Source organism: Microbacterium sp. LS_15 (assembly GCF_041954735.1).
In the GTDB taxonomy this organism is placed as follows: domain Bacteria; phylum Actinomycetota; class Actinomycetes; order Actinomycetales; family Microbacteriaceae; genus Microbacterium.
Genome location: NZ_JAVAYD010000001.1, coordinates 203,773 through 228,419, shown reverse-complemented (window position 1 = coordinate 228,419; position 24,647 = coordinate 203,773). Strand labels below are relative to the sequence as shown.

The window sequence follows — 24,647 nt, the reverse complement described above, 5'->3', positions numbered from 1 at the left end:
GACAAACGACGGGGGCTACGCGCCGACCGGCACCGCTGATATCGTGCGGTCGACCGTGAACTGACCGAGCACCCGCGTGCCGACGTAGAGCACGGCGGTCTGGCCGGGGGCGACGCCGTCGAGCGGCTCGTCCGGAACCACGCGGACGCCGTCCGGGTCGACGAACGCATGCGCTGCGACGGGCTCCGCGTGCGCCCGGATCTGCACGTCGCACCGGAACTCGCTCTCGGCGGGAGCCGCGCCGGCCCAGCTGAAGCGCGCGCCGGCGATCTCCCGGGTCGCGAGAGCCTCCTTCGGCCCCACGACCACGGTGTTCGACACGGGGCGCACCTCGAGCACGAACCGCGGCTTGCCGTCGGGGGCGGGAACGCCGAGCTTGAGTCCTCGGCGCTGACCGACGGTGAAGGCGTGAGCGCCCTCGTGAGAGCCGACGACGGTCCCGGTCCGGTCGACAATCTCGCCGGTCGCGGTGCCCACCTTCTCGGCGAGCCACCCGCGCGTGTCGCCGTCGGGGATGAAGCAGATGTCGTGGCTGTCCGGCTTCTGCGCGACGCTCAGCCCCCTGGCCTCGGCCTCGGCTCGGACGACCGCCTTCGACGGCGTGGTCCCGAGCGGGAAATAGGTGTGTGCGAGCTGTTCCGCCGTCAGCACGCCGAGCACGTACGACTGGTCCTTCGCGTTGTCGGCCGCCCTGTGCAGCTCCAGTCCGCTCTCGGTCGGCACGAGCGTGGCGTAGTGGCCGGTGCAGACGGCGTCGAAGCCGAGCTCGATGGCCCGCTCCAGCAGAGCGGCGAACTTGATCTTCTCGTTGCAGCGCATGCAGGGGTTCGGTGTGCGTCCGGCCTGATATTCCGACACGAAGTCCGCGATGACGTCGTCGCGGAACCGCTCGGAGAAATCCCACACGTAGAAGGGGATGCCGAGCAGATCTGCCGCGCGCCGCGCATCGAGCGCGTCCTCGATCGTGCAGCAGCCTCGGCTGCCGGTGCGCAGCGTGCCACCGGCCCGGGACAGGGCGAGGTGCACACCGACGACGTCGTGCCCCGCCTCCACAGCGCGGGCGGCCGCCACGGCGGAGTCGACGCCACCGCTCATGGCCGCAAGAATCCTCATGGGCCCAGTCTACGAGCGCGCGGCTGAGCCGGCCCCGGACGCCCGGACATAGGCGTCGGCGATCGACGTCAGCACGGCGTCGACATCGGCGTCCGTCGAGGTGCGTCCCAGCGAGAAGCGCAGCACGCTCCTGGCGTCCTGCTCGCTGCGCCCCATCGCCATCACGACGTGGGAGGGCTCTGCGACGCCCGCCTGGCAGGCGGATCCGGTGGACGCCGCGACCCCGGCCATGTCGAGCAGGAACAGCAGGCTCTCCCCTACCGCACCCGGGAAGAGCAGCTGCGCGTTCCCCGGTAGGCGATCGCTCGGATCGCCGAGCAGTTCTGCCGTCGGGACGCGCGCGAGCACGCCGGAGACGAGTCGGTCGCGCAGGACGCCGAGCCTTGCCGCTTCGGCTTCGCGTTCTGACTCCGCGAGCTCGAGCGCCGTCGCGAAGGCTGCGGCGCCAGGGACGTCCTGTGTCCCGGCGCGGAGGTTCCGCTGCTGCGCCCCGCCGTGCAGCAGCGCGGTCAGGCGAGCCGTCCGCGAGGTCACGAGCGCGCCGACGCCGACGGGGGCGCCGATCTTGTGACCGGCGACGCTCATCGCCACGAGGCCGGTCGCGTCGGGTGCATCCCCACGCAGCCGACGGAACGACAGCGGAGTGTGACCGAGGGCGGAGACGGCGTCGAGATGCAGCGGGACGTTCGCCGCCGACGACGCTCTGGCCAGAGCATCCGCGTCGTTGACGGTTCCCGCCTCGTTGTTCGCGATGAGGGCCGTGGCCAGGGCTGCGCCGGGAAGCGCGTCGTGGAAGGCGTTCACGTCGATCGCCGCGTGCGACGTCACCCCGACGGAACGCAGCACGGCGCCGTCTGCGACCAGCGCGCCGACCGTGTCCATCGTCGCGTGATGCTCGGCATCGGGCATGACGATCGCATCCGTACCCTTCCGGCGGGCGGCCCACAGCCCCTTGAGGGCGAGATTGATCGATTCCGTGCCACCCGAGGTGAAGACCACCTCGATCGGGTCGCAGTCGAGCACCGCAGCGGCACGTTCGCGAGACTCCTCCAGCAGGCGCCTCGCGTCCTGCCCCGCGCCGTGCGTCGAGGACGCGTTGCCGACCACCTCGCTCGCCCTCAGCCATGCCTCGCGGGCTTCAGGACGCAGCGGAGTCGTGGCCGCGTGGTCGAGGTAATGCCGCATCCCTCCATGGTCGCGCATTTCGCACGCGTCGGCTCGCCGACTGTCGCGACCGACCCACGAGGGGCGCCGGGATGGGACGATACGCGCAGGATTCTGGCACTCAGGTCCAGACCTCTAGGGTGTACTCATGCCCGCGACTCGAGACAGCACCGTGCCCGGGGGTTCCACCCTCGACCACCTCGGCGTCCGTCTTCACGACGGCGTCGGAACGCTTCGCATCTGGTCACAGAACGCCTCTTCGGTCGAGCTCGTGATCTTCGACGCCGAAGACCTCGACTGGGCGACCGATCAGATGAGCCTCGAGCGCCTCCCCGGAGGCGTCTGGGAGGTCACGACACCCCTGCTCCAGCCCGGAGCCCGCTACGCGATCCGCGTCGGAGGCCCGCATGGCCCCGGCAACACCTTCAACTCGGAGACCCTGCTGCTCGATCCGTACGCACGCGGGCTCGCCCAGGGCGGCGGCTACGAGGAGTGGCGATCGGTCGTGATCGCCGACGGCTTCGACTGGGGCGCGTCCACCAAACCGCGCATCCCCCTCGATCGCACCGTGATCTACGAAGGGCACCTCAAGGGCCTCACGAAGCGGCAGCCGGACATGCCGCCCGCGCTGCACGGCACCTACGCCGGCCTCGCGCACCCGGCGATGATCGAGTACTTCCACTCCCTGGGCATCACCTCGATCGAGCTGCTGCCGGTGCACGCCTTCGTTCCGGAGCCCCGGCTCCTCGAACGAGGACTCACCAATTACTGGGGCTACAACACCCTCAACTTCTTCACCCCGCACACCGCCTACGCGACGGAGGACGCACGCAAGGGCGGACCCGAGGCCGTTCTGGCCGAGTTCAAGGGCATGGTGCGCCTGCTCCACGAGGCTGGCCTCGAGGTCATCCTCGACGTGGTCTACAACCACACCTCCGAGGAGGGCATCGGAGGTCCGAGGTCGAGCCTGCGGGGCATCGACAACGCCGGCTACTACCGGCAGGACGCGTCGGGCGTCTACATCGACACGACCGGATGCGGCAACACGCTGAACACGGCGACGGATGCCGGGGCGCGACTCGTGCTCGACTCGCTGCGCTACTGGGCGCAGGAGATGCAGATCGACGGCTTCCGGTTCGACCTCGCCACCGCCATCGCCAGGGATGAGACCCACGCCTACACGCCAGAGCACCCGCTGCTCGCAGCCATCGCCGCCGACCCGGTGCTCCGCGACACCAAGCTGATCGCGGAGCCGTGGGACGTGGGGCTGGGCGGGTGGCAGACCGGCAACTTCCCCTCGGGATGGCACGAGTGGAACGACCGCTATCGCGACCGCGTTCGCAACTTCTGGCTGAGCGACATCGACTACGCCCGACGAGCGTCCGCCCCCGTCGGGATCGGCGGCTTCGCGACGCGTCTGGCCGGCTCGTCGAACACGTTCTCCGAGGAGCGCGGCCCGCTCGCGAGCGTGAACTTCGTCACGGCCCACGACGGCTTCACCCTGCACGACCTGGTCTCCTACGACGTCAAGCACAACGAGGCGAACGGCGAGCACAACCGCGACGGCGCCGACACCAACCGCGCCTTCAACCACGGGATCGAAGGGCCGACCGACGACTCGGCCATCCTCTCCGCGCGCCGCAAGGCCATGCGGAACCTCCTCGGCACCCTGCTCCTGTCGGCGGGCATCCCCATGCTCACCGCGGGCGACGAGGTCGGTCGGTCGCAGCGGGGCAACAACAACGCCTACGCGCAGGACTCGCCCCTCACCTGGCTGAGCTGGGATCCGGAGCCGTGGCAGGAGGATCTCCGCGCGCACGTCACGCGCCTGATCGCCCTGCGCGAGGAGAACCCGGCACTGCGCCCCAGCCGCTACGCGCGCCTCGGCGAGCACATCCCCAACGCCTCGGTGATGGACTGGTTCGACCAGAACGGCGAGACCATGGAGAGCGAGCAGTGGAGCGATCCGGGCAACCGGACGCTGCAGTACGTCGCCGCGTCGACGCCCGACCGCGAAGCGGCCAACCGCATCCTCCTCATCGTGCACGGCACGGAGTCGCCGATCGACGTCCGACTGCCCGACGCCCTGGATGATGCGACCCGTTTCGTGTCTCTGTGGTCGAGTGCGGACGAGCGTCCGGACAGCCACGGCGAGGTGTACGCGCCGGGCGACGTGCTGCCCATCCCCGGCACGTCTATGCACCTCTTCCGCGTCGAATGACCGACGGCGCGCCGGTCGTCCGGCGCGCTACCCGCTGCCTGGTCGTCGCGGTACTGTCGGGGAGTGGCCGCACGCACGAGTACCCGCCCGAAGGCTTTCCGGAGTCCCGCTGAGATCCCCCTGCGCCCGCTCGGCGCCGTGCAGGATCCGACCGACCTGCGCGCGGGCCGCATACCTCTCACGGCTCCGACACCGGCTGTCCCCGGCGGCTTCGCGCCGAAGGCGTTCGTGGGCGAGGTCGTCCCGTTCGGAGTCGTCGCGTTCCGCGAGGGTCACGACCTCATCGGCGTGCAGCTGCGTCTGACCTCTCCCGCCGGCGAGGAGAGCCTGCACCGCCTTCAGCCCCTCCTCGACGGCACCGATCGGTGGCGCACCGAGATCGCGCTCGATGTGCAGGGAACCTGGTCCTTCCGTTTCGAGGCGTTCTCCGACGATTTCGCCACGTGGGCGCACGCGGCGGAGTTGAAGGTCGCGGCCGGCGTCGACGTGCCGGTGATGGCCGCGCTGGGCGCCGACTTCCTGACGCGCGCGGCCGCCGAGAAGAATCGTCCCCTCGCCCAGCGCCGACTCCTCACAGGCCTCGCTGCGGAGTTGCGCACCGGGGACGCCGCGCGCACGCTCGAACTGTCGACCGACCCCGACCTCGCGCGCGTCTTCGCCGAGAGGCCGCTGACCACGCTCCGCTCCGCCTCCGACGTCCACCGTCTCCTGGTCGAGCGCACCACCGCCGGCGTCGGCGCCTGGTACGAGTTCTTCCCCCGATCCGAGGGCGCGAAGCGTCTCAAGGACGGAACCATCAAGAGCGGAAACCTCCGGACCGCCGCGAAGCGCCTCCCCGCCGTGGCGGACATGGGCTTCGACATCATCTACCTCGTTCCCGTCCACCCGATCGGCACCACCAACCGCAAGGGCCGCAACAACACCCTCACCGCGGAGCCCGGGGATCCCGGCTCGCCGTACGCCATCGGTTCGGCCGAGGGCGGGCACGACGCGATCCACCCCGAGCTCGGCACCCCGGCGGACTTCCGCGCCTTCGTCCGGGCCGCTCGCAATGAGGGCCTCGAGGTGGCACTGGACCTCGCTCTGCAGGCCTCCCCGGACCACCCCTGGGTCGCCGAGCACCCCGAGTGGTTCACCACACTCCCCGATGGCACGATCGCCTACGCCGAGAACCCTCCGAAGAAGTATCAGGACATCTACCCGCTGAACTTCGACAACGATCCCGCCGGGATCTACGCCGAGATGCTGCGGATCGTGCAGCACTGGGTCCACGAGGGTGTGAGGATCTTCCGCGTCGACAACCCGCACACCAAGCCGCTGCAGTTCTGGGAATGGCTGATCGCCACGGTCAACGCCGCCGATCCCGACGTCATCTTCCTCGCCGAGGCGTTCACGAGGCCCGCCGTCATGCGCGCACTCGCCGCGGTCGGGTTCCAGCAGAGCTACAGCTACTTCACGTGGCGCAACACGAAGGCCGAGCTCGAGGAGTTCCTCGACAGCATCGCGCACGAGACCAGCGACTACATGCGGCCGAACCTCTTCGTGAACACCCACGACATCCTCACCGAGTACCTCCAGTTCGGCGGCAGGGCGGCGTACCGCATCCGCGCGTGCATCGGGGCGACCGCGGCGCCCGTGTACGGCGTGTACGCCGGCTACGAGCTCTTCGAGAACGTCGCGCGTCCCGGCTCCGAGGAGAACATCGACAACGAGAAGTACGAGTTCAAGCTGCGGGACTGGGATGCCGCGGAGCAGGCCGGCGACTCCCTCGCCCCGCTGCTCCGCCGCCTCAACGGCATCCGTCGCGAGCATCCGGCACTGCGTCAGCTGCGCAACCTCTCGGTGCACTGGAGCGACGACGACGCCATCCTCGTCTACAGCAAGCACCTCGACGCCGCCTTCACCGGCACGGGCGAGTCCGACACGATCATCGTCGTCGCCAACGTCGACCCGCACTCGGTGCGCGAGACCACCGTGCACCTGGACACGACCGTCTGGGGTGTCCAGCCGGGCGAGTCCTTCGAGGTCGAAGACCTGCTGACGGGCGCCGTCTGGACGTGGACGGATCACAACTACGTGCGGCTCGACGCGTTCGCCGAGCCGGTGCACATCCTGAAGGTGAGGGGACGAGCATGAGCTACGTCGAAGACGCGACCGCATCGACGGAGTGGGGTTCCGTCGCCGCCGGCACACACCACGATCCGCATTCCGTTCTCGGCGCGCATCCGCACGCCGACGCCTCCGAGCGCACCGTCACCGTGATCCGCGTACGGCGCCCTCTCGCATCGACGGTCGCCGCGGTGTTCCGTGACGGCACGCGCCTGGATCTCCACCACGTCGCACACGGGATCTGGGAGGGCCAGCACGACGGCTCCCCCGTCGCGTACCGTGTCGCGACGGCCTACGGCGAGGACGAGGAGACGACGGTCGGCGACCCGTACCGGCACACACCCACGCTCGGCGAGCTCGATGTGCATCTCATCGCGGAGGGTCGTCACGAGCGTCTCTGGGAGGTGCTCGGCGCGCACCGGAAGGAAACCGACGGCGACGTCGGTGCGGCCTTCGCCGTCTGGGCGCCCAACGCCACCGCCGTGCGCGTGGTCGGCGACTTCAACGGGTGGAACGGCGAGGGCCACGCGATGCGCTCCATGGGCGTGAGCGGCCTCTGGGAGCTCTTCGTCCCCGACGTCGCCGTGGGCTCGACGTACAAGTACCAGATCCGCACGCGCGACGGATCCTGGATCTTCAAGGCCGACCCCATGGCGCAGGCGGCGCAGACACCGCCCGAGACCGCGTCGATCGTGACCGCCTCGTCCTACGCCTGGTCCGACGGCGCGTGGATGACCCGGAGAGCGGCCACCCACGCCGTCGCCCAGCCGCTGTCGGTGTACGAGGTGCATCTCGGATCCTGGCGCTCGGGGCTGGGCTACCGCGAGATCGCCGACCCGCTGATCGACCACGTCATCGAGGCCGGGTTCACGCACGTCGAGTTCATGCCGCTGGCCGAGCACCCGTTCGGCGGCTCCTGGGGCTACCAGGTCAGCGGCTACTACGCGGCGACGAGTCGGTTCGGTTCGCCCGACGATCTCCGTTACCTCATCGACCGTCTGCACCAGGCCGGCATCGGCGTCATCATGGACTGGGTTCCGGGGCACTTCCCCAAGGATGCGTTCGCCCTGGCGCGCTTCGACGGACAGCCGCTCTACGAGCACCCGGATCCCCGACGCGGCGAGCACCAGGACTGGGGCACGTTGATCTTCGACTACGGCCGCCCCGAGGTCCGCGGCTTCCTGGTCGCGAACGCGCTGTTCTGGCTGCAGGAGTTCCACGTCGACGGCCTCCGCGTCGACGCGGTCGCCTCGATGCTCTACCTCGACTACTCCCGCAAGGCGGGCGAGTGGGAGCCGAACATCCACGGCGGTCGCGAGAACCTCGAGGCCATCCGCTTCCTGCAGGAGGTCAACGCGACCGCGTATCGCCTGCATCCCGGCGTTCTCATGATCGCCGAGGAGTCCACGAGCTTCCCCGGTGTCACCGCTCCCACCGATCACGCAGGCCTCGGTTTCGGTTTCAAGTGGAACATGGGCTGGATGAACGATTCCCTCCAGTACATCGAGCGCGACCCGATGTACCGCTCACACCACGAGGGCGAGATGACGTTCTCCTTCGTCTACGCGTTCGGCGAGAACTACCTGCTGCCGATCAGCCATGACGAGGTGGTGCACGGGAAGGGCAGCCTGCTGTCGAAGATGCCGGGCGATCACTGGCACAAGCTCGCGAATGCCCGCGCCTATCTCGCTTACATGTGGGGGCACCCGGGCAAGAAGCTCCTCTTCATGGGGCAGGAGTTCGGCCAGCTCGCGGAGTGGTCGGAGTCCCGCGAGCTCGACTGGTGGCTGCTCGATCAACCCTCGCATGCGCAGCTGCAGCAGTTCGTCAGCGAGCTCAACCACGCCTACCGCGCGCAAGCGCCGCTCTGGGAGCGCGACAACGACGCTTCCTCGTTCTCCCGCCTCGGGGCCCCCACCTGGGACCCCACGGTCATCGCCTTCGAGCGGCGTGACGCGCACGGCGGACGACTCGTCGTGATCAGCAACTTCGCCGGCGTGGAGCGGACGGGCTACCGCCTGGAGCTGCCTCGCGAAGGCGTCTGGCAGGAGATCCTCAATTCGGACGCCGCCGCGTTCGGCGGTCGCGGGTCGGGCAACCTCGGCATGGTCGTCGCGGAGGGCGCAGAGGGCACGGCCCCCGTAGCGACCGTGACGTTGCCCGCGCTGTCGACGATCTGGCTGAGGCTCCAGAACGACCCGCACGTCCCCACCGTGAGTCACGGCTGACGCCCGGGAAGGTGCAAGAGGGCGGTGAGACCTGGTCTCACCGCCCTCTTCGCTCACACGCTCGAGCCGTCCTCAGAACAGCAGCGACGAGAGTCGGTTCCGAGCGGAGACGACCCGCGGGTCGGCGGTGCCGATGAGCCCGAAGAGTTCGATCAGCCGCTCGCGCACCGGCGTCCGCTGGTCGGACGGAAGCTGCGCGAACAGCTCGAGGAGTCGCCCGAATGCGTCGTCGACGTGCCCACCGGCCAGATCGAGGTCGGCGACGTCGAACTGCGCCTGCACGTCGAGAGGCGCGGCAGCGGCCGCAGCCCTGGCATCCTGCAGATCGAGCTTCTGCACCCGATCGAGGAGACGCACCTGCCCGAGCCCCGCGATGGCATCCTCGTCTCGCGGATTCTCGGCGAGAGCCTTCTCGTATGCATTGATCGCGGCGGCGTAATCGCCGACCTCGATCGCGGCGAACGCCTCCGCGTGCAACGGCGGAAGCGGCGGTTCGGCGTCTGCCTCGGCGCCCTCCGCGTCCGGAGCGCCGACGGGGAGCGTGCCTGTGACGCCGTTCTGCGCGGCGACCTGGAGCAGCTGCGCGAACACCTCGCGCACCTGCTGCTCCGGCACGGCGCCGGTGAACATCGGCACCGGCTGCCCGGCGATCAGCGCGACGACCATCGGGATCGACTGCGCTCGGAACCCCTGCGCGAGCTGCGGGTTCGCGTCGACGTCGACCTTCGCGAGGAGGACGCGTCCGCCGAGTTCGCGCGTGACCTTCTCGATGATGGGGCTCAGCTGCTTGCAGGGCCCGCACCACTCAGCCCACAGGTCGACGACCACGGGCACCGTGCGCGAGATCTCGAGGATCTGCCCGAACGACTCGTCGGTCGCGTCGACGACAACGTCCGTCACCGCACCCGTGGGGGCCGGCGCGGCTCCCACGGAAGGCGCAGACGGACGGTTGCGCAGGCTCGACAGGTCGACGGCGCCACGCATCGCGGCGGGAGAGATATCGGTCACTTGATCACCTCGACGGAGAGAATGTCCTGACGGACGGCGAGAAGCTTGATCTGCTCCGTCGATCCCTGCGCGGGGACCGAGAAGAACAGCTGGAATTCGTACTTGGTCGTCACACCCTTGGCGGACTCGGTGACACCGGTCAGCGCCTTGGCCTGAGCGTTGTCGCCGAAGCGGATCACGGCGTCCGCCGAAGTCGGCGTCACGCTCTCGGTGTCGATGAGCGACACGCTCACGATCGCACCACTGCCCAGGGTCGTCATCGACACGGGCGGTGAATCCGCCGGAACGATGTCGAACGAGGTCTGCGACGTCTCCGCTGCACCGTTGTCGGCGAGATTCTGCACCACGGCCTGGCGGCTGTCCCTGATCGTCTTGGCGAGGTTCAGCGCGTTGTCGTCGAACAGTCCGTACGACGGACTCTGCTCCGCAGCGTCCACGACATCCGAGTACGCTGCCGCGAGCTCGCCCGGAGGCAGCCCGAGGAACGCCGAGTCGGCGGGAACCAGGGAGGTCCCGAGCCACGACGCGGCGACGTCCGGGAACACGGCATCAGCCGACATATCGGCAATGTTGGTGACCTTGTAGTTCGACCACGGGTCCTGCTGCGTCATCGTGAGGATCACGGGCGGCACCGTGTCGTCGCCCTCGCTCTTCGAGAGCATGAGCACGGTACGGGGCCAACGGTCGGTCGCCTCGGGAAGCACGACCTCGACGTCGTCGGTCGGGATCGCCGCGGGAACTGGGGTCTCGGGAATCGCCGTCCGCAGCGCGTATTCGGTGGTCCGCGCCGCGAGGGCGGGTCCGTCGAGCCGCGTGCCTGCGAGGTCGATGTTTATCGCCGCGTCGGCCTCGGCGAGCGTGGCGGAGGCCTCCGTGAGGATGCGCTTCGCCTGCGCCTCGGTGACCGCCGGCGGCTTCTGGTTCTCCGGCGCAATCACGGTCTCGGTGGGAGACGGCGTCGGCGAAGCCTGGTCGAACTGCGGCCACGAGTCCGGGGAGCATCCTGTCGCCAGGACTGCCGTGAGCGCGACGACGGGGAGCGCAAGTATCCGCCGGCGACGCCAGGGCAGCTGCGCCCGGCTGTCGGCGCGCTTCTCGTCGGCACGGTCGCCGCTCGAAGCGGCAGGCTCATCAGCGGACCCCGCCTCCTCCTGGGAGGGCGGAGTGTCCGCATCCGATGCCGGTGGCTCGATGGCCGCGCGCTCAGCCGGCGGCAGCTGCGCCACGTCGATCGGTTCGGTCGCCGGGAGCGGGCCGAGGCCCTTCCTGCGGGGACCACGGCCACGCCGCTGGTGGCGGATGGCGAGGACGTAGAGCACGAGCCCGACGGCCAGGACGATCGCGCCGGCTGTCAGCAGCGGACCGGCGAGCGGAGTCGAGTTGTCGAGCGGCCACGACACGACGATGTCCTCGGGAGCGTCCTGCGCCCCGTCGTAGGCGATGATGACGCTCACGCCGTCCGGGACCTGCATGTCGGCGATCAGCGAGTCGGTGTCGGTGAACGAGTCGAGCCAGAGGTCGGACCCGACGGGGCTGCGTCCGGTCTCCTCCCCCGCGGCGGCGTCTGCGGTCGTGTCGTCGGTCGCTGCATCGCCGGCGGCGGGGGTCTCGGTCGGCGCCGGGGTGGGCGTCGCACCGTCGGAGTCGTCCTCGGATGCCTGCGCCGCGATGTGCTCGACCTCGAGTGCACCCTCGTCCCCCACGCTGACATGGTTGTAGTCGGCGTCTGCGAGCCACGCCTCCATGTCTGCCGTCCGCCCGTAGGCGACGAAGATGTCGCCGTCACCGCGGACGAGCAGGGTCTGCGCGCCAGGGTTCTCCCGCAGCACTTCTCCATCGAGGAGCACGAACGGCGCCGGCTGATCCACCTCGACGCTGACCTTCTGACTCGACGGCCCCATGAACACGGTGCGCTGGGCGATGCCCGCACCGATCAGTCCCGCGGCCAGGACGAAGGCCACGACGGCCCATACGAAACGCACGAATAGTCTCCTCACGCGCCCCGGACGCACGCCCGAGTCGCAACACTCGACATTTCAGACTAGCGAAATCACCTGTGTGTTGCCCACGAGGGCCGGGTCGCGCGTCGTCGGCGGCACGTCGCGCCGGGGCTGCGTCGGTGCGATGGATAACCTTGAGCAACCGGATCCCCGAGGAGCACAGATGAAGATCCACAATCCCTTCCGCACCGCCCTCGTGGCGACGCTCGGAGTGGGACTGGGGATCCTGCTCATCACGAGCGTGCAGAGTCTGTCGACCGTCCTCCTCTACGTCGGCACCGCGCTGTTCCTGAGCCTGGGGCTCGACCCGCTCGTCTCGTTCCTCGAGCGGCGGCGGCTCCCGCGGTGGTCCGCCGTGCTCATCACGATCGTCGCCGTTCTCGGCATCTTCGCCGGGATCATCCTCATCGTGATCCCGGTGCTCGTCGATCAGATCTCACAACTCGTGAGTCAGATCACCGTGATCGTGAGCCGTCCGAGTCTTCTCGGCGACATCGAGGAATGGATCACCGGCGCATTCCCGAACCTCGACGTCCAGCGCGTGCTGCAGGAAGCCCAGGCCTGGGTCATCGCGAACCTGGGCGACATCACGAACCGCGTCATCAACGCCAGCCTGTCGGTGGTGACCGGTCTGTTCGGCGCATTCATCGTGCTCATCCTGACGATCTACCTCACGGCGTCGACGCCGTCGCTCAAGAGGGCCGTGTACCAGCTCGCCCCGGCGTCGAAGCGCGATCGCTTCATCGACCTCTCCGAGCAGATCACCGATTCGGTGGGCTATTACGTCATGGGCCAGGTGTCACTCGGAGTGATCAACGGCGTGCTCAGCATGATCTTCCTCTCGATCATCCAAGCCCCGTTCCCTGCCGTGCTCGCCGTCGTCGCGTTCTTCTTCTCGCTGATCCCGCTCGTCGGCACGCTGACCGGATCCACCCTGATCGTCCTCGTCTGCCTGATTCCCGGGCTCGGCTCCCCCGCCACGGCGATCGCCGCCGCGATCTACTACCTGATCTACATGCAGATCGAGGCCTACGTGGTCTCCCCGCGCATCATGAGCAGGGCGGTGTCGGTCCCCGGGGCCGTCGTCGTCGTCGCGGCACTCGCCGGGGGCAGCCTTCTCGGGCTCCTCGGCGCGCTCATCGCGATCCCCGTGGCCGCCAGCATCCTGATCATCTACCGGCAGGTGCTCATCCCGCGGATGAACGAGCTCTAAGCGGGCCACTCCGTGGGCAACGGGAGGGCGGACGGGTTGACCGCCGCCACGATCTCGGTGAGGACGCGCCGGGTCTGACTCTCCCCCACCCACAGGTGCTTGCCGCCGTCCACGGCGATCAGTTCGGCGTGCGGGATCGCGGAGAAGCGCTCGCGCGCTTCGTCGGGGCGCAGGTAGTCGTCGAGCTCGGGAACGAGGACGACAACCTTGCGACCGTCTCCCGCCCAGGCCGCGACCTCGTCGTCGGAAGCGCGATGCAGCGGCGGAGACAACAGTATGACGCCCTCGACATCGTGCTCGCGGCCGTACTTCAGCGCGAGTTCCGTGCCGAAGGACCACCCCAGCAGCCACGGACGGGGCAACGCCCGATCACGGACCAACCCCATGGCCGCCGCGACGTCGAGTCTCTCGGATGCTCCGCCGTCGAAGGCGCCCTCACTGGTACCGCGGGGCGAACTCGTTCCCCGCGTGTTGAACCGCAGCACGGCGAGGTCGGCGAGAGCAGGAAGACGAGCAGCGGCTTTCCGCAGGATGTGGGAGTCCATGAAACCGCCGGCAGTCGGCAGCGGGTGCAACGTCACGAGGGTCGCGACGGGCTGAGCGGTCTCGGGGAGGGCCAGCTCGCCCACCAGGGTGAGGTCGTCCTCCGTGCGGAGTTCGATGTCCTCCCGGCGGGCGGGCAGTTCCAACGGTCCACGGATTTCCATGCTCATCCGATCCTCCAACAGTGCGAATGCCAGTGTCTGCGCGCGGCAAGATCAGCCGCGTCTCCGAGTACGCCGTCAGCGCGCCACACCACGACGTGCGCGGTACCCGGAGCGATCACGCGCCCGCAGCCGGGGCAGCTGTACTCCTTCTGCGCCTGGATCGCCGAGACGGGCTGAACGGTCCACTCAGAGCCACGACGTGTCTCTGTGCGCTTCCAGGAGGAGAGCAGGCGCTCCAGGGAGTCCTCGGCGTCAGGGCGCGCCGGACGCCGTTTGCGCGAGCGCGGCATGGCCCGAGGTCACCACCAGTGGTTCTTGGTCCAGAAGGCGTGGGCTCCAGCCCAGCTGCCGTAGCGACCGGTCGCATATCCCGTGGCCCAGCGCAGGTTGTCGACGGGGTCGTAGCCGTTGCCGGGAACCTTGCTGCACGGCAGCGCCTGGACGAGACCGCATGCGCCCGAGGACTTGTTCGTCGCGTTCGGGTTCCAGCCGCTCTCCCGCGACACGATGTAGTCGACATAACCCCAGTCGGACTCTGCGATGCCTGCCGCGGCCATCCACTCAGCCGGTGCGCCCCCGCCCGTGTAGAACAGCGGCCCTCCACCGCCGGAGCTGCCCTTCTCGGAGGTGCTGGCCGCGACGGTCGGGGTCGGCGTGGGCTTGGGTGTCACGTACACCGAGAACGTACCGCGCTGGACGGGAGCGATCTCCGCGCCTTCCACGGTCACCGTGATGTTCTGCGTGTCGGCCAGCGCCGCCGCATAAGCCGACTCGGGAGCCGCGTCTGCGGGCTGCTCGGCGAGAGCCACGCCCGTCGGAGCCACCATGGCAGCGGCGAACCCGACGACAGCCAGAGCGCTGAAGAACCCGACGAATCCGCGGCGTCGCGAGCCCGCGCGCGGCGAGAGAACTCGCGATGCGGGCACCGGCGAGCTATCGTTGCGATGAGGGATCATGTCGTTTCGGGAGTTCACGATAGGGGGCAGTCTACCCAATCGGGTCGGGCTGGACCACGGAAACGTTCAGCGAACCGCCAGGATCACATCGATGGTCGCGTCCAGGAGGGCATCGACCTGCTCCTCCCGGTACCCGCCGCGCTGCATCCGGAACGCCGCGCCGCGCAGCTGCTCCGCAGAGAGCGGCTCGCCGTCGCGAAGGTAGCGGACGATACGCGATGCCACGTGGTCGACCTCGTCCACGCGGTAACCGAACGTCAGGACACCCGTCCGCGCGAAGCGATGGCGCTTGGGACGCGCGAGGTGATCGAGGATGACCTGCGCCTCGGCCCTGGCCTCCTCGACCCACGCCCCGGCGCCCTTCTCGCGCACGGACTGCTCGCGAGCCCGGCCTGCGAGAGCGTCCTCCACGCGGCCCAGAGCGGCATCGACCTCGGAGATGACGTATCCGTTCTTGACCAGCGGGAACGACGCCACGCGCACGTCGGCGGCGGAGAGGTCGCCGCCGCCCTCGAACGCCGTCCGAGCGGCGGCGAGGAAGGTGTCGACAGCGGCACGATGGTATCCGCGCGTACGCCCGCTCGTCAGCGAGAATGCCGGACGGGGATCGTCGACCTGCGTCGCGTCGAGTCGTTGTTCTGAAGCCATCACAGCACCGTCCAGGAGGAGAAGAGGAAGTAGAGGCAGAGAGCGGGGATCGTCGACGGGAGGATGCTGTCGAGTCGGTCGAGCAGGCCACCGTGGCCGGGCAGCCACGAACTCATGTCCTTGATCCCGAGGTCGCGCTTCAGCATGGATTCGCCGAGATCGCCGAGGGTCGCGGACAGGAGGATGGACGCACCGAAGATCACCCCGATCCACCACGGCAGGTGGAGGAGGTAGATCGCGAGCAGCACACCGGCCGCGATCGAGCCGACCACCGCACCACCGAAGCCCTCCCACGTCTTCTTCGGGCTGATGCGCGGAGCCATCGGGTGCCGTCCGAACGCGAGACCGGCGGCATACGCGCCGGTGTCGGCCACGACGGCGATCATGATGAAGCTCAGCACCCACCATTCGCCCCCCTCCTGACCGAGAAGGATGAGCGCGACAGCGGCGAGGAAAGGCACGTAGATCTGCACGAATCCGCCGATGACGGCATCCGAGAGCACATCGCCGTACGTCCGACCGTCCTTCGCGACCATCTGGGCCATGAGGCGCCACACCACGACGAACGCGACGGCCAGGAACAGGGTCACCCAGACGAGCCAGAGGTCGAGGAAGGAGGCGGAGAGGACGAGGCAGCCCGCCGCGATGAACTGCGGAATCAGGTCGATGCGGCGGCCCGAGCCACGCAGCGCGAGCGAGAGCTCGTAGACACCCAGCAGTGCCGCTGCCAGAGCGAACGGCACGAAGAGGATCTTGATGAAGAGCAGCGAGGCGAGGAGCGCAGCGCCGAAAGCGAGGCCGATCAGGATCGCCAGCACCAGGTCTCGCCCCGTGCGCTCCTTGATCCGCTCGTTGGCCTGGTCGATCTGGTCACGAGCGTGAGAGACGTGGGTCCCGAACTCGTCGCGCGCTGCGCGCCACTGCTCGCGGATCGCGTTGTGGTCGGCGGTCGCCAACGTCGGCGCCACCACGACCGGCGGCTCCACCGCTACCGGCTCGGCCGCTACCGGCGCGGCCGCTGCCGGCTCCGCGGGGAGCGGCGGGCGCGGAGGGATGCTGTCGGCGTCGAACCCCGGGAATGCGGAATCGCCCAGCGGGGCTCCGTCCGCAGCGAACGCCGGATCGCGCGCATCGCGGCGCGTATGCGGCGTCTCGGGTCCTTCGCCGATGGGATCGTCGGACATACCGCCTACACCTCGAGGAGTTCGGCCTCTTTGCGCTTGAGAGCGTCGTCGATGAGGTCGACGTGCTGGCGCGTGAGGACGTCGAGTTCCTTCTCGCCGCGAGCGATCTCGTCCTCGCCGAGCTCGCTCTTGAGAGCGTCGAGCTCGTCCTTGGACTTGCGACGGATGCCGCGGACGTGGACCTTCGCGTCCTCCGCCTTCGACTTCACGAGCTTGACGTATTCCTTGCGGCGCTCGGCCGTGAGCTCGGGCATGGTGACACGCACGAGGTTGCCGTCGTTCGTGGGGTTCGCACCGAGGTTCGGCATGTCGCGGACAGCCTGCTCGATCGCCTTGAGCGCCGACTTGTCGTACGGGGTGATGATGAGGGTGCGAGCCTCCTGGTTGGCCAGGGAGGCGAGCTGCGCGAGCGGGGTCGGCGTGCCGTAGTAGTCGACCAGGAGCTTCTGGAAGAGCTGCGGGTTCGCCCGGCCGGTGCGCACCGTGGAGAAGTCCTCCTTGGCGGCTTCGACCGCCCGCGCCATGCGAGAGGTGGTTTCAGCGAGGACGTCCGCGATCACGGTGGCTCCTATCGTCGGGGTGTTCAAGAATTCTATCGGGCCGGGCGCGGAACGCCCGTCAGGTCACGCGGTGACGAGTGTCCCGATCGGTTCGCCGAGCAGCGCCTTCGTCACGTTGCCTGCCGGCTCCATACCGAACACGCGCATGTCCATGTTGTTGTCCATGCAGAGGCTGAAAGCCGTGGAGTCGACGACCTTGAGGCCGCGCTGCAGGGCGTCGCGGTAGGTGACGCGGTCGATGCGCTCGGCATCCGCGTGCTTGTTGGGATCCGCGGTGTAGATGGCGTCGACGCCGTTCTTGGCGACCAGCACCTCCTTCGCCCCGATCTCGAGGGCGCGCTGCGCCGCGACCGTGTCGGTGGAGAAGTACGGGAGTCCGGCGCCTGCGCCGAAGATGACGACGCGACCCTTCTCCATGTGGCGCTCCGCTCGGCGCGGGATGTAGGGCTCGGCGACCTGGGTCATCGAGATGGCGGACTGCACGCGCGTCGGGGCGCCCGCCTGCTCGAGGAAGTCCTGCAGGGCCAGAGCGTTCATCACGGTGCCGAGCATTCCCATGTAGTCCGCGCGTCCGCGGTCCATGCCGCGCTGGCTCAGCTCGGCCCCGCGGAAGAAGTTGCCGCCGCCCACGACGATGGCGATCTCCACGCGATCGACGGCTGCGGCGATGTCGCGCGCGATCTGGCTGACGACGTCGGGGTTGACGCCGAGCTGTCCGGCGCCGAACGCCTCTCCGGAGAGCTTGAGCAGGACGCGGCGGCGTCCGGTGCGTTCGGTCATGGGTGTTGTCCTCTCGTCCCGATTCAAGATAGTGCCTCGTGGGCATGAAGAAGGGGTTCGGACCACGTGGATCCGAACCCCTTCGACCGTGCTACGCGCCGACCTTGAAGCGCGCGAAGTCCGTCACGGTGATACCGGCGTCCTTCGCCACCTGGGCGACGGAGAGCTTGTTGTCCTTCGCGTAGTCCTGCTCGAGCAGTGCGACCTGCTTGATGAACGCGGAGACGCGGCCCTCGACGATCTTGGGCAGAGCCGCTTCCGGCTTGCCCTCGTTGCGGGAGATCTCGGTGACGATCTCGCGCTCCTTCTCGACGGCCTCCGCCGGAACGTCCTCGCGGGAGAGGTACGACGGGTTGGCGAACGAGATGTGCTGAGCGATGCTGCGAGCGGTCTCCGCATCGTCACCCGAGTAGGCGACGACGACGCCGATCTGCGGCGGGAGGTCCTTGCTCGTGCGGTGCAGGTACACCTCGACCTTGTCGCCGGTCACGGTGCGGACCTGACGCAGCTCGACCTTCTCGCCGATGATCGCGGCCTCTTCCGAGATGACCGTCTCGACGTTCTTGTCGCCGGCCGGAGCGGCAAGGGCAGCCTCGACCGAGTCCGCCTTGACGGCGGCGACAGCGTCGGCGACCTTGTCGGCCAGCGCGATGAAACGCTCGTTCTTCGCGACGAAGTCGGTCTCGCAGGCGAGCTCGATCAGCGTCACGGCGCCGTCCTGCTCGCGAGCGACGACGAGGCCCTCGCTGGTGGAACGGTCGGCGCGCTTGGCGTTGCCCTTCGCACCCTTCAGGCGCAGGATCTCGGTGGCCTTCTCGACGTCGCCGTCAGCCTCCTCGAGCGCCTTCTTGGTGTCGACCATTCCCGTGCCGAGCTGCTCACGCAGCGCCTTGAGGTCGGCGATGGTGAAGTTGGCCATGTGTGGTGGCTCCTTGCTTCGTGATGTGTGTGGTGGTCGCGGAATTACTTGGCGTCGGCTGCCTCGGCGGCGGCGACCTCGGAGGTCTCCTCACCAGCAGCGTCGGCGATCGCCTCGTCGTGGGCCTCGGCACCTGCGGCGTCGGCGGGCGTCTCGGCGGTCTCAGCCTCGGTGACCTCCTCAGCGGGGGTCGCGAGAAGCTCCTTCTCCCACTCGGCCAGCGGCTCCGCGTCGCCGGACTCGGGGTTGTGCTTCTGCTGCAGGCCCTCGGCCGCGGCGTCGGCGATGATGCGCGTCAGCAGCGAGACGGAACGGATCGCGTCGTCGTTGCCGGGGATCGGGTACTGGAAGTCGTCGGGGTCGGCGTTCGTGTCGAGGATGCCGATGACCGGGATGCCGAGCTTCTTGGCCTCGTCGATCGCGAGGTGCTCGCGCTTGGCGTCGACGACCCACAGGGCGGACGGCGTCTTGGTGAGGTTGCGGATACCGCCGAGCGACTTGTGCAGCTTGTCGAGCTCGCGCTTCTTGAGGAGCAGCTCCTTCTTGGTGAAGCCCGATGCGGCGGGGTTCTCGTAGTCGAGCTCCTCGAGCTCCTTCATGCGAGCGAGACGCTTCGCGATGGTGGAGAAGTTGGTGAGGAGGCCGCCGAGCCAGCGCTGGTTCACGAAGGGCTGGCCGACACGGGTCGCCTGCTCCGCGAGGATCTCCTGAGCCTGCTTCTTCGTGCCGACGAAGAGGATGGTGCCACCGTGGGCGACCGTCTCCTTGACGAAGTCGTAGGCCTTGTCGATGTAGCCCAGCGACTGCTGCAGGTCGATGATGTGGATACCGCTGCGCTCGGTCAGGATGAAGCGCTTCACCTTCGGGTTCCACCGACGGGTCTGGTGTCCGAAGTGCACGCCGCTGTCGAGCAGCTGGCGGATGGTGACCACAGCCATGGTCGTCTCCTTGTTCTGGCGCGAGAACACGCCGTTGAGGTTTGTCGAACCGATCGGACGATCGGATTCCCTGGTGCCCGGCGCACTCCCGCCCGTTCGAGAACGGGACCTGTGGGAATGGATGCCGCGACCGGAGTCGCTCTGGGCACGCGTAGTCACCCCGATATCGAGGTGCCCCTTCAGCATACAGGATCCCCCGGGGCCACTGCTCCTCCACCACTCGCGGGACAAGGGCGTTTCTCCCCGGCTCCCGTGGAGACCGTGAGGGGACGTCCGAAAGCCTCCGCGGCGACCGTCAAGCTGTCGCCATGAGACACCGACTGGCACTCGCGGTACTGCTCGCGATGGCGCTGCTTCTGCTCCTCCAGCCGGGTCGCGCCGTCGGCGACGGAGCGACCCCTCCCGATCGCGGCGAGTACCCACGGTGGCAATGGCCCGTCGAGGCGCCGCAGGAGGTGGTGGAGCCGTATCGCGCCCCCGCCCACCGGTACGCGGCTGGACATCGCGGCGTCGATCTTCGAGCGCAGATCGGCTCCGAGGTGCGGGCTCCCGCTGTCGGCGTCGTGGCCTTCCGCGGGGTCGTCGTGGACCGTCCCGTGCTGACGATCGAGCACGGCGGTGGGCTCGTGTCGTCCTATGAGCCGCTGATGTCGCACATCGCCGTCGGGACGGTGGTCTCGGTCGGCGATCTCATCGGAACGGTCGGCGTCGGCGGCCATGCGGCCGCGAACTCGCTGCATGTCGGCGTCCGCGTTCGCGGCGAGTATGTGAACCCGATGCTGCTGTTCGGCAGCGTGCCGCGCGCGGTGCTGCTGCCCTGCTGCCACGACGGGTGATGACCCTCGGCTCCGCTCAGGCGCGCGGATGCGCCAGGCGGTAGGTCGCAGCCAGTCGTTCCGACGAGACGTGGGTGTAGATCTGGGTCGTGCCGAGACTCGCGTGGCCGAGGATCTCCTGCACGGCGCGCAGGTCGGCACCCCCGTCGAGCAGATGGGTCGCCGCCGTGTGGCGCAGAGCGTGCGGTCCGACGGTCTCTGCTCCGACGAGCGGGGCGAGGACCTCGGCCACCAGCGTGTAGACCGCCCGGGGTCCCACACGACCGCCGCGCACGCCGAGGAGGAGCGCCGGCGATGTCACTGCCGCTCGGGCCGCGAGCAACGGACGTCCGCGGGTGAGGAATGCGCCGATGGCGTCGCGAGCGGGCGTCCCGAAGGGAACGACGCGTTCCTTCGCCCCCTTGCCGAGCACGCGGGCGGTGCCGCGATCGAGATCCACGTCATCGATGTCCAGACCGCAGAGCTCCGAGACGCGGATGCCCGCACCGTACAGGAGCTCGAGGATCGCGTGGTCGCGAAGCGCGATGGGATCCCCGCTGGACGCGGTTTCCCTCTGGGCGTCGAGGAGCGCTGTCATCGAGTCCTTCGATGCCACGGTCGGCAGGGTGCGTCCCCGTTTCGGGGCGACGAGGCGCAGGCTCGGGTCGTGCGCGATGAGTTCCTCGTCCTGCGCCCAGGCGAAGAAGGACCTGACCGCAGCGGTTCGCCTGGCAAGAGTCGAGCGCGCGTCACCCCGCTGCGTCGCGGCCCAGAGCCAGTCGCGAAGGTCTTCCAAGGTCACCTGCCCGACCCCGATCTCGCCGACCATCGCGGAGAGATCACGGAGGTCGGAGCGGTACGCCCTGACGGTCGCGGGAGACAGACGACGCACCCGGTCGAGATGGTCGACGAATGCCGACATGGCAGCGCTGATCTCCATACCGACAGCTTGCCGCGCGTTCGTCGATCGCCGCGTCAGCCCCGCCGTTCGTCCGCGCTGCGCCGCCTCCATCCCTGCTCGGTCCGTTGCACAAGGCCCTCCAGCTCGAGGATGCCGAGGAGCGATCGCACCGAGGTCGGGGCGATGCCGCTCCGGCGGGCGAGCTCGTCAGCGTCCCATGCCGTTCTCGCGCTCATGGCGTCGAGAAGCCTCGTCTGCTCGGGCGAATCGTTGCGCGTCGTCGAGAGGGGATGGGTCGACGGACGCCACAGCTCGCGCACCTCCTCCGCGGTCGTCACGCAGTGCGCATCGTATTCTCGGAGCAGTCGATGGCACCCCGCCGAAGCCGGGGATGTGACCGGCCCGGGCACGGCGCCCAACGGACGCCCCAGAGCGGCGGCATGACCCGCCGTGTTCAGCGATCCACTCCGCCAGCCGGCCTCGACGACCACCGTCGCATCGCTCAGCGCCGCTATCAGCCTGTTCCGAGAGAGGAAACGCCATTTCGTCGGCGCCGTCCCGCAGGGAACCTCGCTCACGATCGCTCCCGAGACGACGATGCGTCGGAAGAGATCGCGATGCCCCTGCGGATACGGGCGATCGATCCCGCCCGCGAGGAAGGCGACGGTCGCACCGCCGACGCCGAGGGCTGCACGATGCGCCGCGCCGTCGATGCCGTACGCGCCGCCGGAGATCACGGACACACTCGCCGCGGCGAGGTCACCGGCGATCTCACCGACCACGTGCTCGCCGTACCCCGTGGCGGCACGCGCGCCGACGATCCCGACCCGCTCGTCTGACCGCAGTGCGGAGACGTCTCCCCTGGTCCAGAGCACGAAGGGCGCATGTGCCTCCAGGTCGTCGAGTGGTTCGGGCCAGGCATCGTCTCCGGGAAGGAGGAGCCGCGCTCCGAGGTGGGCGGCATCGTGAAGGGCCGACCCGACACGAGCGACCGAGACGCGCGGGCGCCAGCGCGCGATCCCGTCGCGGAGCTCGCTCGCGGCGTGATCGACCGCAATGAGCCCGTTGCTCATGCCTCCGTCGATCACGGTCCGCCAGGCGGCCGCCGCGCCCATCGCGGCTACGAGCGCGCCGGCGACTCCGTCTCCCGGCTCCGCGACGACAGACCATGCGACGCGCGCGACCATCTCCTCCAAGCCCTCCTCGGAGGTCGATGCCGACGAAGCCACGAGGAGCGCAAGGCTCTCGCGAATCGATCCGTCCGCGAGGAGCTCCTCGATCATGCCGCGTACCCCTGCTTCAGATAGAGGGCTCGACCGACCTGTTCCAAGCCCGGCCGGTCGAGATCCGCGAGGTCGGCCATGGTCCACGCGAGCCGGAGCACACGGTCGTACCCTCGCAGCGTGAGCAGCCCCCGCTCGAGAGCCCGGTCCAGAGGCGTCCGCGCATCCGCCGGGATCCGCACATCGATCTGACGCAGCCGAGTTCCCGGCACGTCGGCGTTCCTCGTCCAGGGAGTCCCCCGCCATCGATCCGCGGCGCGGGCACGAGCGCTCACGACTCGCGCGCCGGCGTCCCGACTGTTCGTCAGCGGCGGCGCACCGGACACCGCGCGCGCGGGCGCGACGCGCGCGATCTGCAGCTCGATGTCGACGCGGTCGCGCAGGGGTCCGGACAGTCGTGTCGCGTAGCGGCGGATCGCCGCGGACGGGCAGACGCATTCGGCGCCCCGAACCCCGTAGTGGCCGCACGGGCACGGATTCATCGCCATCACCAGCTGGAATCGCGCCGGGAAGCGTGCGGTGAAGCCTGACCGGCCGATCTCGATGGTTCCCGACTCGAGCGGCTGGCGAAGCGCGTCGAGCGCGGCGCGTGAGAACTCCGCCGCCTCGTCGAGGAAGAGCACGCCACGATGCGCGCGGACGATGGCGCCGGGGCGCGCTGACCGCGAACCTCCGCCGACGAGAGCGGCGACCGACGCGCTGTGATGCGGCGCCTCGAGCGGAGCCACCGCGTCGAGGGCGCGCACGTTCTCCCCGCACAGCGATCTGATCGACGCGACGTCCAGCGCCTCCTCGTCGGTGAGCGGCGGGAGTATGCCGGGCAGTCGCCTCGCCAGCATGGTCTTTCCCGCGCCAGGTGGTCCACTGAGAAGCATGTGGTGGCCGCCTGCGGCCGCGACGATGAGTGCTTCGACGGCGTCGTGCTGCCCGACGATATCGGCGAGGTCGGGCGAACCCGTCTCCGGGGGCTCGACCAGACGACGCTCCACGGGCTCGATCTCGGGAACCGCCACGTCTGCACCGTGCCACACAGCGACCTCCGCGAGACACACGGCCGCGCGTATATCGACGCCCCGCACGAGGGTGGCCTCGCCGACGTTGGCCGCCGGAACGACGACGCGATCGAATCCGGCGCGTGCAGCGGCGAGGACAGCGGGAAGGACCCCCGACACGGGGCGCAGTCGACCGTCGAGACCGAGTTCCCCGATGTGCACCGTCCGGCGGATGGATCGGACGTCGAGCGCACCACCGGCGGCGAGAGCGCAGACCGCCACGCCCAGGTCGAAAGACGATCCCTGCTTCGGAAGGCTCGCCGGCGAGAGGTTTATCGTGAGCCTCCGCCGGGGAAGGTCGAGCCCTGAGTTCTTGCAGGCGTTGTGCACGCGCTGTACCGCCTCTCCGAGCGACTTGTCGGGAAGACCGATGATGCGGAAATCCGGCGTCTGATTCGACAGATCGGCCTCGACCTCCACAAGGTGTCCGTCGACGCCCGTGAGTGCGACGGCCCACGTGCGGGCCACGGTCACGCGAGATCCACCAGATGCTCGACCTCACCCGAGGCGGGGTCGGATCCCATGATGGCAATCGCCTCCACGCGGAGCCCGAGCCCCCGGGCGCGCTCGGGGTGCGCGGCGACCCAGGCGTACGCCAGCTGCCACAGCCGCCCGAGCTTCCGAGAGTCGATCGCATCGAGGGGGTGCCCGAAGGCGGCCGAGGATCGCGTTTTCACCTCGACGACGCAGAGCCATCCCGATGTCGCCGCGACGATGTCGATCTCCCCCTGGGAGCACCGCCAGTTCCGGGCGAGGATCTCGTATCCGCGATCCTGGAGGTGTCGTGCTGCGCGCTCTTCGCCTGCCCTGCCGAGTTCGTCTTTCGCTGCCATGCCGACAGCCTGTCG

22 protein-coding genes are annotated in these 24,647 nt (G+C 69.1%); 5 read left to right on the top strand and 17 right to left on the bottom strand.

What is annotated here, in order from left to right:
- Positions 1-15: 15 nt before the first annotated feature.
- The gene (gene mnmA / locus RAC69_RS01115; RefSeq protein WP_375084541.1) at positions 16-1,113 is read right to left on the bottom strand and encodes a tRNA 2-thiouridine(34) synthase MnmA; all 1,098 of its coding nucleotides are present in this window, start codon (positions 1,111-1,113) and stop codon (positions 16-18) included.
- Positions 1,114-1,122: 9 nt separating this feature from the next.
- Positions 1,123-2,298 (bottom strand): cysteine desulfurase family protein, encoded by a 1,176-nt coding sequence (locus tag RAC69_RS01110; protein ID WP_375084540.1) that lies wholly within the window; start codon positions 2,296-2,298, stop codon positions 1,123-1,125.
- A 127-nt stretch (positions 2,299-2,425) separates the two neighbouring features.
- Here RAC69_RS01110 and glgX point away from each other — a divergent pair, with 127 nt between their 5' ends.
- The 3 genes from glgX to glgB all read left to right on the top strand — a co-directional run bounded on the left by glgX (position 2,426) and on the right by glgB (position 8,835).
- Positions 2,426-4,498: a glycogen debranching protein GlgX gene (gene glgX, locus RAC69_RS01105; RefSeq protein ID WP_375084538.1), complete on the top strand. Its 2,073-nt coding sequence runs from the start codon at positions 2,426-2,428 to the stop codon at positions 4,496-4,498.
- Between the two features lie 63 nt (positions 4,499-4,561).
- Complete coding sequence (locus tag RAC69_RS01100; protein WP_375084536.1) at positions 4,562-6,634, top strand: alpha-1,4-glucan--maltose-1-phosphate maltosyltransferase; 2,073 nt, start codon at positions 4,562-4,564, stop codon at positions 6,632-6,634.
- Positions 6,631-8,835, top strand: a complete 2,205-nt coding sequence (gene glgB, locus RAC69_RS01095; RefSeq protein WP_375084534.1) for a 1,4-alpha-glucan branching protein GlgB — start codon at positions 6,631-6,633, stop codon at positions 8,833-8,835. Before RAC69_RS01100 ends, glgB begins: the two co-directional genes overlap by 4 nt.
- Before the next feature lie 72 nt (positions 8,836-8,907).
- On the opposite strand, the gene RAC69_RS01090 is transcribed toward glgB, so the two are convergent.
- Complete coding sequence (locus RAC69_RS01090; RefSeq protein WP_375085288.1) at positions 8,908-9,819, bottom strand: tetratricopeptide repeat protein; 912 nt, start codon at positions 9,817-9,819, stop codon at positions 8,908-8,910.
- Positions 9,820-9,839: 20 nt separating this feature from the next.
- Positions 9,840-11,825, bottom strand: a complete 1,986-nt coding sequence (locus RAC69_RS01085; RefSeq protein WP_375084532.1) for a glycosyl transferase — start codon at positions 11,823-11,825, stop codon at positions 9,840-9,842.
- 181 nt (positions 11,826-12,006) lie between these two features.
- On the opposite strand from RAC69_RS01085, the gene RAC69_RS01080 reads away from it, so the two are divergent.
- Positions 12,007-13,056, top strand: a complete 1,050-nt coding sequence (locus RAC69_RS01080) for an AI-2E family transporter (protein WP_375084531.1) — start codon at positions 12,007-12,009, stop codon at positions 13,054-13,056.
- Here RAC69_RS01080 and RAC69_RS01075 read toward each other — a convergent pair.
- From RAC69_RS01075 to rpsB, 9 genes are all read right to left on the bottom strand, one after another.
- The gene (locus RAC69_RS01075; RefSeq protein WP_375085286.1) at positions 13,053-13,763 is read right to left on the bottom strand and encodes an alpha/beta hydrolase; all 711 of its coding nucleotides are present in this window, start codon (positions 13,761-13,763) and stop codon (positions 13,053-13,055) included. The genes RAC69_RS01080 and RAC69_RS01075 overlap by 4 nt on opposite strands.
- Before the next feature lie 2 nt (positions 13,764-13,765).
- Positions 13,766-14,053 (bottom strand): hypothetical protein, encoded by a 288-nt coding sequence (locus RAC69_RS01070; protein ID WP_341934572.1) that lies wholly within the window; start codon positions 14,051-14,053, stop codon positions 13,766-13,768.
- Between the two features lie 9 nt (positions 14,054-14,062).
- A complete protein-coding gene (locus RAC69_RS01065; protein ID WP_341934573.1) occupies positions 14,063-14,689 on the bottom strand; it encodes a transglycosylase SLT domain-containing protein in 627 nt (208 codons plus the stop codon).
- 96 nt (positions 14,690-14,785) lie between these two features.
- Positions 14,786-15,367 (bottom strand): DivIVA domain-containing protein, encoded by a 582-nt coding sequence (locus RAC69_RS01060; protein ID WP_375084529.1) that lies wholly within the window; start codon positions 15,365-15,367, stop codon positions 14,786-14,788.
- Positions 15,367-16,551, bottom strand: a complete 1,185-nt coding sequence (locus RAC69_RS01055; RefSeq protein WP_375084527.1) for a phosphatidate cytidylyltransferase — start codon at positions 16,549-16,551, stop codon at positions 15,367-15,369. The genes RAC69_RS01060 and RAC69_RS01055 overlap by 1 nt, the downstream gene beginning before the upstream one ends.
- A 5-nt stretch (positions 16,552-16,556) precedes the next feature.
- Entirely contained in the window at positions 16,557-17,111 is a 555-nt protein-coding gene (frr, locus tag RAC69_RS01050) for a ribosome recycling factor (protein WP_341934576.1), read from the bottom strand.
- A 63-nt stretch (positions 17,112-17,174) separates the two neighbouring features.
- Positions 17,175-17,891, bottom strand: coding sequence for a UMP kinase (gene pyrH / locus RAC69_RS01045; protein ID WP_096715986.1), 717 nt, complete (start codon positions 17,889-17,891; stop codon positions 17,175-17,177).
- Positions 17,892-17,982: 91 nt separating this feature from the next.
- Complete coding sequence (gene tsf, locus RAC69_RS01040; protein WP_096715985.1) at positions 17,983-18,810, bottom strand: translation elongation factor Ts; 828 nt, start codon at positions 18,808-18,810, stop codon at positions 17,983-17,985.
- A gap of 44 nt (positions 18,811-18,854) precedes the next feature.
- Entirely contained in the window at positions 18,855-19,748 is an 894-nt protein-coding gene (rpsB, locus tag RAC69_RS01035) for a 30S ribosomal protein S2 (protein WP_341934577.1), read from the bottom strand.
- A 308-nt stretch (positions 19,749-20,056) separates the two neighbouring features.
- Between rpsB and RAC69_RS01030 the strand changes: the two genes are divergently transcribed.
- Complete coding sequence (locus RAC69_RS01030; RefSeq protein ID WP_375084525.1) at positions 20,057-20,584, top strand: murein hydrolase activator EnvC family protein; 528 nt, start codon at positions 20,057-20,059, stop codon at positions 20,582-20,584.
- A 16-nt stretch (positions 20,585-20,600) separates the two neighbouring features.
- Here the strand turns inward: RAC69_RS01030 and RAC69_RS01025 are convergent, their stop codons facing one another.
- The 4 genes from RAC69_RS01025 to RAC69_RS01010 are packed head-to-tail and all read right to left on the bottom strand — an operon-like array spanning position 20,601 to position 24,632.
- A complete protein-coding gene (locus RAC69_RS01025) occupies positions 20,601-21,503 on the bottom strand; it encodes a tyrosine-type recombinase/integrase (protein ID WP_375084523.1) in 903 nt (300 codons plus the stop codon).
- 35 nt (positions 21,504-21,538) lie between these two features.
- On the bottom strand, positions 21,539-22,747 hold the full coding sequence (gene dprA, locus RAC69_RS01020; protein ID WP_375084522.1) for a DNA-processing protein DprA: 1,209 nt from the start codon (positions 22,745-22,747) through the stop codon (positions 21,539-21,541).
- Positions 22,744-24,273, bottom strand: coding sequence for a YifB family Mg chelatase-like AAA ATPase (locus RAC69_RS01015; protein WP_375084521.1), 1,530 nt, complete (start codon positions 24,271-24,273; stop codon positions 22,744-22,746). Before RAC69_RS01015 ends, dprA begins: the two co-directional genes overlap by 4 nt.
- The gene (locus tag RAC69_RS01010; RefSeq protein WP_375084520.1) at positions 24,270-24,632 is read right to left on the bottom strand and encodes a YraN family protein; all 363 of its coding nucleotides are present in this window, start codon (positions 24,630-24,632) and stop codon (positions 24,270-24,272) included. The genes RAC69_RS01015 and RAC69_RS01010 overlap by 4 nt, the downstream gene beginning before the upstream one ends.
- Positions 24,633-24,647 lie beyond the last annotated feature (15 nt).

What these genes read in the sequence shown, in the direction of transcription:
- dprA (WP_375084522.1), bottom strand. Translation starts at nt 22,747, where the DNA reads ATGATCGAGGAGCTCCTCGCGGACGGATCGATTCGCGAGAGCCTTGCG.
- tsf (WP_096715985.1), bottom strand. Translation starts at nt 18,810, where the DNA reads ATGGCCAACTTCACCATCGCCGACCTCAAGGCGCTGCGTGAGCAGCTC.
- RAC69_RS01030 (WP_375084525.1), top strand. Translation starts at nt 20,057, where the DNA reads ATGAGACACCGACTGGCACTCGCGGTACTGCTCGCGATGGCGCTGCTT.
- glgB (WP_375084534.1), top strand. Translation starts at nt 6,631, where the DNA reads ATGAGCTACGTCGAAGACGCGACCGCATCGACGGAGTGGGGTTCCGTC.
- RAC69_RS01090 (WP_375085288.1), bottom strand. Translation starts at nt 9,819, where the DNA reads ATGCGTGGCGCCGTCGACCTGTCGAGCCTGCGCAACCGTCCGTCTGCG.
- pyrH (WP_096715986.1), bottom strand. Translation starts at nt 17,891, where the DNA reads ATGACCGAACGCACCGGACGCCGCCGCGTCCTGCTCAAGCTCTCCGGA.
- RAC69_RS01060 (WP_375084529.1), bottom strand. Translation starts at nt 15,367, where the DNA reads ATGGCTTCAGAACAACGACTCGACGCGACGCAGGTCGACGATCCCCGT.
- RAC69_RS01025 (WP_375084523.1), bottom strand. Translation starts at nt 21,503, where the DNA reads ATGGAGATCAGCGCTGCCATGTCGGCATTCGTCGACCATCTCGACCGG.
- RAC69_RS01080 (WP_375084531.1), top strand. Translation starts at nt 12,007, where the DNA reads ATGAAGATCCACAATCCCTTCCGCACCGCCCTCGTGGCGACGCTCGGA.
- RAC69_RS01055 (WP_375084527.1), bottom strand. Translation starts at nt 16,551, where the DNA reads ATGTCCGACGATCCCATCGGCGAAGGACCCGAGACGCCGCATACGCGC.
- glgX (WP_375084538.1), top strand. Translation starts at nt 2,426, where the DNA reads ATGCCCGCGACTCGAGACAGCACCGTGCCCGGGGGTTCCACCCTCGAC.
- RAC69_RS01010 (WP_375084520.1), bottom strand. Translation starts at nt 24,632, where the DNA reads ATGGCAGCGAAAGACGAACTCGGCAGGGCAGGCGAAGAGCGCGCAGCA.
- rpsB (WP_341934577.1), bottom strand. Translation starts at nt 19,748, where the DNA reads ATGGCTGTGGTCACCATCCGCCAGCTGCTCGACAGCGGCGTGCACTTC.
- mnmA (WP_375084541.1), bottom strand. Translation starts at nt 1,113, where the DNA reads ATGAGGATTCTTGCGGCCATGAGCGGTGGCGTCGACTCCGCCGTGGCG.
- RAC69_RS01110 (WP_375084540.1), bottom strand. Translation starts at nt 2,298, where the DNA reads ATGCGGCATTACCTCGACCACGCGGCCACGACTCCGCTGCGTCCTGAA.
- RAC69_RS01070 (WP_341934572.1), bottom strand. Translation starts at nt 14,053, where the DNA reads ATGCCGCGCTCGCGCAAACGGCGTCCGGCGCGCCCTGACGCCGAGGAC.
- RAC69_RS01075 (WP_375085286.1), bottom strand. Translation starts at nt 13,763, where the DNA reads ATGGAAATCCGTGGACCGTTGGAACTGCCCGCCCGCCGGGAGGACATC.